The following is a 7,616-nucleotide window of genomic DNA, read 5'->3' as shown; positions in this document are numbered from 1 at the left end:
CGACGTGTCCGGGGTGCGGCGGTTTTGCGCCCAGCGGCCTTGGCGGCGGGGGGGCTGCTGGCCGGGGCTTTTTTCACAGGGGCTGGTGGCAGGGGCAGGGCGGTGGATTCTTCACTCATGGGAGGGGGGCCTGTAGTTGTGTTCAATGTCCTCCGGTCATTTTTAGGGCTGGGCAGTTGGCGGCCGTTGATCTCGATCAAGTTTGTAATAAGGAAAAGTCGGTAATCAGTTGAGATTTTTTCGGCGGCTCGCTTGGGAGCTATCTGACCTGAGGTGGGAGCATAACCGCTGGCAACTGCGGCGCAGGATCTCGATGCGCGGCTGTGAAAGGACGGCGGATATCAATCCGCCGCCTGTCGTTTTCAGTGTGCCAGGGCCGGTCGTCTGTCCGCAGGATCACGCTGGCCGGGCTTGGCGGGCGCCGAGGGGGTGGCGCTGTGCCGGGTTTGCAGGGCGCCGAACGAGGTGATGTAACCGGCAATGGCGCTGGCGACCACGGTCGGCGGACTGGCCAGCCAGACCTGGCCTGGACCGGAGCGCCCCGGAAAATTCCGGTTGATGGCACTGACGGTGACCTGCTCCTGGTGGGTCGATGAACCAGGACCGCAGTTCGCGCAGGCTCCGCAGGCCGGTTGGAGCAGGTGCGCGCCAAAGGTTTCGAAGGCCGGCAGGTAGCCCTTTTCCTCGCAGTAGTCGCGGACATCCACGGTCCCGAACTGCAAATAGAGTTTGACCTCGGGATGCAGCCGCAGGTCGTTTTCCAGCGCCCAGTTGATCACCTCGAAATAATGATCGAAATCATCGCGCTTGCCGGCCGTGCAGGAACCGCCATAGGCGATATCGACCATGACCCGCTCTGTCAGATCGGTGAGGCGCTGTCCGTTGCCGGGGTCACCCGGAGAGGCAATCATCGGCAGGATCTGATCGCAGTCGAGGACGATCGTGTCGGCGTAGTTCGCCTCGGGGTCGCTGGTCATCCAGGGCTCGAGCACGAAGTCGAGGTGACGCCGCTCCTTGAGAAAACGAACGGTCTCCTGATCGGGGACGACGATTCCGCTGAAACCACCCAGTTCCGCTGTCATGTTGGTGAGGGTGGTGCGTTCGTCGGTGGACAGGAACGCCAGGGCCGGGCCACCGAATTCGAAGATCTTGCCGACCCCGTGGCCGGCCTTGATCCGGCTATCGGCCAACAGGGCGAGCACCAGGTCCTTGGCGGTCACGCCGGCGGCCAAGCGGCCGACCAGGGAAATGCGCAGCACCTGTGGATACACGGTCCTGACCGAGCCGGTCATGAAGGCGTTGGCCATGTCGGTGGTCCCCACGCCAAACGCCAGGCATCCCAGTGCGCCGCTGTGGGGGGTATGGGAGTCGGTGCCGACCACGACTTGTCCGGGTAGGGCATATTGCTCGGCCATCATCGCGTGGGAGATGCCCTCGCTGCCTTCTGCCGGCAGGTAGCCGTGGGCGCTGAGTCGATGCTTGGCGATGAAGTCTCGATGGGCTTGAGACAAGCCATCGAGTTCGCCGACCAGGCTCTGCTGCAGGTGCGCCGGGCTTCGGTGCTTGTAGGACAAGTGATCCTCAAACGCCAGGATCGATTCCGGCTGGTACACAGAGAAGCTTTCGCCGAAGGCATCGTCGAGCAAGTGGGCGCACAGCCCGGTGTAGTACTCGTGGATAAAGCGCCAGTCGGCCTTCAACAGAATTCCGGCGCCCTGCTCGACACGCTCGGCGCCACGGGCCTTGATCAAATGCCGATGAATGATCTTTTCGGCAAAGGTCAGGGGGCCGGTGGGCAGGTCTGGCGATGGCTCCCCAGGCTGGTCCGGCTGCTGACTCAAATGCTCGCGACCGTAATTGAGCAGCCCGCCGCTGCGCAGAATCGCCGTGGACAGCGCATCCCTGGTGCCGATCAGTTCCTCCAGCGACAGCTCTTCACCGGCCTGCAGGCGCGGCACCAAGGACAAGTCGGTGGAGGTCAGCAGGCCGATGTTGTCGGCGTTCTGTCGGTAGATGCGCTCGAAGCTTTCGGCAATGACCAGGCGGATGCCGGCTTTTTTCTCCGCCAGCGGGCTGTGCTCGCGGGAAGAACCTTTGCCGTAGCGGGTGCCCGCCACGGTCACTGCAAACCCTGCGGAGGCGACATCGTCCTTGCCGATAGGCAGTACCGGGCCGGTCTTGAGGCCGACATAGGGGTAGGACCCCAGCCGGTGGTCAAAGAAAGCCAGCACCGGGATCGGTGTTATTTCGTCTGTTGAAATGTCATCGCGCAAAGGCCGTGCCTCCTCGAGGGTCAGTGTTTGCCCCCCCAACTGCCGTGACACTTTCAAAGGATCGCTGCTGAGAAAAAGCAGCTTTGCGTCAAGCTTGAAACCCATGATTCACCCCAAAAGAAATGGCCGACGGTTTCAGATCAAGTGCCGACCGTCATAGACGCTGTTGTCGTAGGCGGCATGGTTGGCGGCCTCGGCGGCTGGGGCTGGTTTCGAGGTCACGGCGCCTCCCCAGGTGGCATAGATCAACGCGCCCTTGGAGGACTTCCAGGCGTGGGTGCTGCCTGGCGGGTAAATCACCAGATCGCCCTTGAGGTAAATGCCGTTTTCATCCTCGAAATCACCGTCGAGAATCAGAAAGGTTTCATGGCCGTGGTGGTGGTGAGATTGGGCGCTGGCGCCTGCTTCGCAACGGATCAGGGCTATACGCTGGGCACTCTCCTGGCACTCGAACAGCGTGTGAATACTGGCGCCGCTGCGACCCAGTTGTTGATGAGTCGACCATTGGATCGAATCCGGCTCGCTGGATACATTCAGCAGATTGAAAACTGTCGGGTTCATGGATGTGCGCCTGTTATAGAGAAGAGGTGATGAAGCTGAAGGTCGAGCTGATGTTTGCCGTGCGGGAGATTCGTTCTATCGCCGCCAGGTGACGCTCCTGGGTCACCGCGGCGCAGGCATCTTCCAGAACGGTGATCTTGAAGTCCCTGTCATGCCCGTCGAGGGTCGTGGCGAGGATCACGTGTTCGGTCGATACCCCTGTCAGTACCAACTCTTCAATGCCTTGGGTCCGGAGTATCAATTCCAGGTTGGTTTGATAGAACGGGCTGACCCGGCTCTTGGCGATCACGATTTCGTCTTCGCGGGGGCGCAGGTCGTCATGCACCTGGGTGGACCAGGTCTGCAACTTCAAGACGCCATGTTCCTTGGCGGGAGCAAACACTCGGGAGTGCGGGGGGAAGCCCTCATAGTGGGCGTTGAAACCGACGACGATAAAGATGATCGGCAGGTGATTGCTGCGGGCGTAGTTCAAGGCCGATGCGGCCTTTTCCACCACCCGGCGTTCCTGGGTCTGTTGGTAATAGCCTTCACGGGCATAAACCCCTTCGGGATGGACAATTTCATTGATGAAGTCCATGACCAGCAGTGCTTTGTTTGCAGACATCATTCATTCCTTTAAATGAGGGGGGCGATCAGGCCACTTCAGTGATTGCCACGGGCGCTTGGGCGTAGGCCGACTGCAGTGCATCGCCGGCCACGTAGTGGGCGTCCTGGGCGAAGTCGGTCCAGAAGCCCGGGCGGCTACTGCCGGCCTGCATGAACCAGCGGGTGTGCTCGGAAGGCAGGCCCAGGACGTAGAGCCCCTTGATGGGCTGGCCCGCGCTGTCGATCGGGTGATAAGGGCCGGGGGTGACGGCTACGCCGCCGGTGACGAAGGCCTCGTCGATCCCCTGGTTGATGTAGTTGGTCCAGTACCCGCGCCGCACCAGATTCCTGGTCAGCGGTGACGGGTCTCGGAGCAAGTCTGGCGAAGGGATTCGTCCGTCGATGACCACATCGATCAGTTGCCTGGAGTGACGGACCCGGGGGGATTCGATGCTGAACTTGTGGTGCTGGGTATCGATGCCATAGACCGTTTCAGGTCCCACCAGCGTCAGTACCCCCGCCGCGATCAGGGCGCGGATTTGCTCGGTGCGGTAAAGGGGCGGCCCCGCGGTGAGAAACAGGCTGGTAGGGGCGTAGTACTGCAGGAAGTCTTCCTGATGCGAGCGGGGAGTCAGCCGGCCGAAATCCACCACGCTTCTGATCAGGGCGCGGGTATCGCGAATGGTATCCAGGGCGGCTTTCATCGGGTTGTCGACGTTGCCCTCGCGGGCGCTGCACAAGTCATCTTCCAGCACCCGATCAAGGGCTCGGGCAAAGTCTGCCGGGCTGTGGAACTCTTGGGCGCGGAACGGCCTGGCCAGTCGGTCCAGCTCCAGGACCGGAAGGTCGCTCACGCCGAAGTCGGCGGCCGCGGCGACAAGGGCTGGCAACGAGAACAGTTGCTGTTGCGCCACACGAAGCTTGAACTGCTGCTCGGCTGCCTGCCCCGCCTGGGCCCGTATGGCGGTGGCGAAGTAGACGATGTTGATTTCAACCAGCAGCAGCGGGAGCACTTCGCCGGCAAAATCGATGTGACCGCGTTTTTGCAGCGCATCGATCTTGTCGCGGGTGATGCACAGCGGTTGGTATTGAAAGTTCGGGCCTTTCTGGTTGCGGCCCCTGGCGGGGATCAGCATGCCGCTGCGGGAGCCGGCGAACAGCTTGGGTTCACGGTGTGACGGGATGTAGGTGGTGACACCGTCGACAACGCTGAAGCGGCCTCCACGACCGACCGTCAGGGCGGCAACGATGTCGTGGAACGCCAGGCCCAGCCCGACGATTCCCACCTGCTGCTCCGACTGGATTCGCGACAGCGGCATGTCCGCTGCGGAGTCGCCGCGAAAGAATTCCAGCCCGGCAGTCTGCTGGGCGAACTGTTGCAGCTGCTTTTCCCAGCCGATCAACTCGGGGGTTGGGTGCCCGGTGGCGATGACCACTTTGTCGACCTGGAGAAAAGCCCCGTTATCCAGTTCCAGGGTCTGGATGCTTTCCTCGTTGACCAGATCGACGACCACCGCCGGTACGCGCTGCAGCGAGATGTTCGGCGTGAAGCTGGCCTCGATGGTCGACAGGACGAACTGCATGTACTCGCCATGTACCGCGCGCGGAGCATAGGCATTGGCCCCCGGGTAGGCCGGGTCCACAGAGCTCCACCATTGTGCCAGCGACGGCCCGGCGCCCGGTCTGATCGGGCCGTCGTCCAACGGCCCGGAGAAGGACGAAACCTCCTCGGCGACGGTGTTCATCACGTAGTGGTGTGGTTGATCGGTGCGCCATACCCGGCCGGAGCCCATTTGCGCGCTGTCGATCAGATAGACAATGACTGGCTTGATCGGGGCGTCCATGAGCATCAGTGCGGCCAGGCGCTCCAGCACAGACAGACCACGGGGGCCGCTGCCAATGATAGCGATACGGTGTGCAGGCGACGAAGGCGTGATGTGTCGTAGAGACATACTAACTCCTGTTTGTATGTGATGACGGTTCTAGAGGGGCGGGCAATTATTTGAAGGCTTGATGAAAGCGCCTGACGGCTTCGTCGATGGCTTCATCGCTACCGGCAAAGGACAGTCGGATATAGCCTTCGCCCCCCTCACCAAAGGCGGTGCCTGGGGTGACGGCGACTTTCGCGGTGCTGAGCAGCCAGCGGGTAAACGACAGGGAGTTTTCAAAGCCCAGGTCGGCGATGGAGGCAAACAGATACAGTGCGCCCTCGGGGGCTATGCACTTGATGCCGGCAATGCTCTCAAGGCCTTCGATCAGCCGGTCACGGCGCTTTTGATAGGAGGTCACCATGTCGGCTATCCGGTGCTGGCAACCTTTGAGGGCCGCAATGCCGCCGCGTTGAATGAAGGAGCCCGCACAGCCGACGGTATGCTGATGGACCTTGAGCAGCTCATTGGAAATGCGCTCGGAGCTGACGACGTACCCCAGGCGCCATCCGGTCATCGCGTAGGCTTTGGAAAAGCCGCTGATGGTAACGGTGATGTCCTGGGCGCCTTCGATGCTGGCGATGCTGATATGGCGGGCCTGGCCGTAGATGACCTTTTCGTAGATCTCATCGGAAATGATGTACAGCCCGTGTTTCAACGCTACCTGGACCACCCCGGTGACCTCTTCGCGGGTCAGCACGCGGCCGGTGGGGTTGTTGGGGTTGTTGATCAGAATGGCTCTGGTGCGTGGCGTGATCGCCTGTTCCAGGGCGTCGGCTTCGAGCATGAAGCCATTTTTGCCGTCCAGCGGCACGGCCTTGACGGTGGCACCGGCCATGGCCGCCATGGCCTTGTAGCTCACCCAGCTGGGGGTTGGGATGATGATTTCATCGCCCTGGTCCAGCAAGGTCATCAATGTGATGAACAGCGCGTGCTTTGCCGATGGCGTGACAATGATGTTCTTGTCGGCCACCAGATCGAGCCCGTGCTCGGTCTTGTATTTATGGGCCACGGCGTCCAGCAGTGCCTTGGTGCCACGGCTGGGTGTGTAATGAGTGTCACCGTCTGACAGTGCTTCAACGGCAGCATCTACGACATGATCGGGCGTCCTGAAGTCAGGTTCACCACCGCCGAGATCGACGATATCTTCCCCCTGCTCACGCAGGCTGCGCACCATATCCAAAATGGCGTAAGTTTCCGAAAGCTCAAGGTTTTCAACCCGTTTGGAGAATGCGTGTAGGCGCATTTAAATCACCCTGACTGGTCATGCTGATAATGAAGTTGTTGTTTTAGCGGTGAACTTAATCGATGACGCAGCCGGCCCGGTTATTGGCCCAATACGCTTCGAAACTTTCGGCAGTGCTGGCGTCCTTGAAGGCATAGGTCTTCAACAGCCAGCGCGCAGCGGCACTGTCAGGGTTGAGAATGTCGATCTTTTCCCGGTTGTGCAGGCCATCCTGATTGGCGAACGTCAGCAGGTCGCCGGTGAGAATGCGGTGGCGTTTGCATTGAGAGCGGGTCATCGCACTTTTGAAGGCAATGAAGGCATCCCGCGCCTCGAGCGGCGCTTCTTCAGCGACACAGGTCATGGTGTCAAGGAAGCGAATGGAATGAACGTTACTCAGGATCGGGTGTTTCTCGGAGGTGCTCAGTTGTTTGTTCATGTCCCGTGAGAAGACATCGAAAACCGTATAGAAGTGTGGCTCGCGCAAGCAGGCGATGTGCTTGGGTTCAAGGTTGCTCACGATGTCCGCGCCGTCGATGTAGCCGGTGTAGATCAGGTCGTCATCGGGGCAGCGCATGCCCAGCAGGGTGATGTAGTCGGCCCGGACTTTATGCGCGGTGCGGTCATTGTGAAACACCAGCTCGCTGTCGCTGAACCCGGTGAGTTGCCCGCTGTATTTCTTGATCGCAATGACATCGGTAAAGAAGTCACCCTGGTTTCTTGTTTCGTAGGACAGCAGCGGAGTGCCTGTCAGTTGGGCGAACAGTTCGAGAAAGGCTTCGCTGATGAACTTGTTCTTTTTCAGGTGTTTGTCACTGACTGGATCGTCGGGGTCCAACTCGGGAATCACCTTGTCCATGGGGCAGTTGCGGATCACGTGGATCTTCTGCTGATGGCGAGTGCGTTCATCACTGATGATTTGGCAGGCCGTTACAAAACGCTGTGGAACCTGGGAATGCAGCTCTCGTATCTCTTCTGAAAAGTCGCTGTAGTTCTTGTAGGGCGATAGCTGGACGTGTTCAAGAAGACTCAGTAGTTGCGCCT

The 7,616-nt window shown here is 60.3% G+C and carries 6 protein-coding genes; all 6 read right to left on the bottom strand.

Annotation, left to right across the window (positions count from 1 at the left end; translation table 11 throughout):
- Nucleotides 1–362 precede the first annotated feature (362 nt).
- Nucleotides 363–2,273: an aconitase family protein gene (locus BLX41_RS09775; protein WP_221179198.1), complete on the bottom strand. Its 1,911-nt coding sequence runs from the start codon at nucleotides 2,271–2,273 to the stop codon at nucleotides 363–365.
- Between the two features lie 135 nt (nucleotides 2,274–2,408).
- On the bottom strand, nucleotides 2,409–2,834 hold the full coding sequence (locus BLX41_RS09770) for a cupin domain-containing protein (RefSeq protein ID WP_123724714.1): 426 nt from the start codon (nucleotides 2,832–2,834) through the stop codon (nucleotides 2,409–2,411).
- A 13-nt stretch (nucleotides 2,835–2,847) separates the two neighbouring features.
- Nucleotides 2,848–3,438: a cysteine hydrolase family protein gene (locus tag BLX41_RS09765; RefSeq protein ID WP_185073478.1), complete on the bottom strand. Its 591-nt coding sequence runs from the start codon at nucleotides 3,436–3,438 to the stop codon at nucleotides 2,848–2,850.
- A gap of 28 nt (nucleotides 3,439–3,466) precedes the next feature.
- On the bottom strand, nucleotides 3,467–5,371 hold the full coding sequence (locus BLX41_RS09760) for an FAD/NAD(P)-binding protein (RefSeq protein ID WP_123724712.1): 1,905 nt from the start codon (nucleotides 5,369–5,371) through the stop codon (nucleotides 3,467–3,469).
- A 46-nt stretch (nucleotides 5,372–5,417) separates the two neighbouring features.
- Nucleotides 5,418–6,593 (bottom strand): pyridoxal phosphate-dependent aminotransferase, encoded by a 1,176-nt coding sequence (locus tag BLX41_RS09755; RefSeq protein WP_123724711.1) that lies wholly within the window; start codon nucleotides 6,591–6,593, stop codon nucleotides 5,418–5,420.
- Nucleotides 6,594–6,648: 55 nt separating this feature from the next.
- On the bottom strand, nucleotides 6,649–7,616 hold a 968-nt coding region (locus BLX41_RS09750), incomplete at its 5' end, for a Fe(II)-2OG oxygenase family protein (protein WP_259744627.1).

The sequence above is a fragment of the Pseudomonas protegens genome (genome assembly GCF_003732485.1).
In the GTDB taxonomy this organism is placed as follows: Bacteria; Pseudomonadota; Gammaproteobacteria; order Pseudomonadales; family Pseudomonadaceae; genus Aquipseudomonas; species Aquipseudomonas protegens_B.
This window is presented reverse-complemented; position numbering and strand designations above follow the sequence as displayed.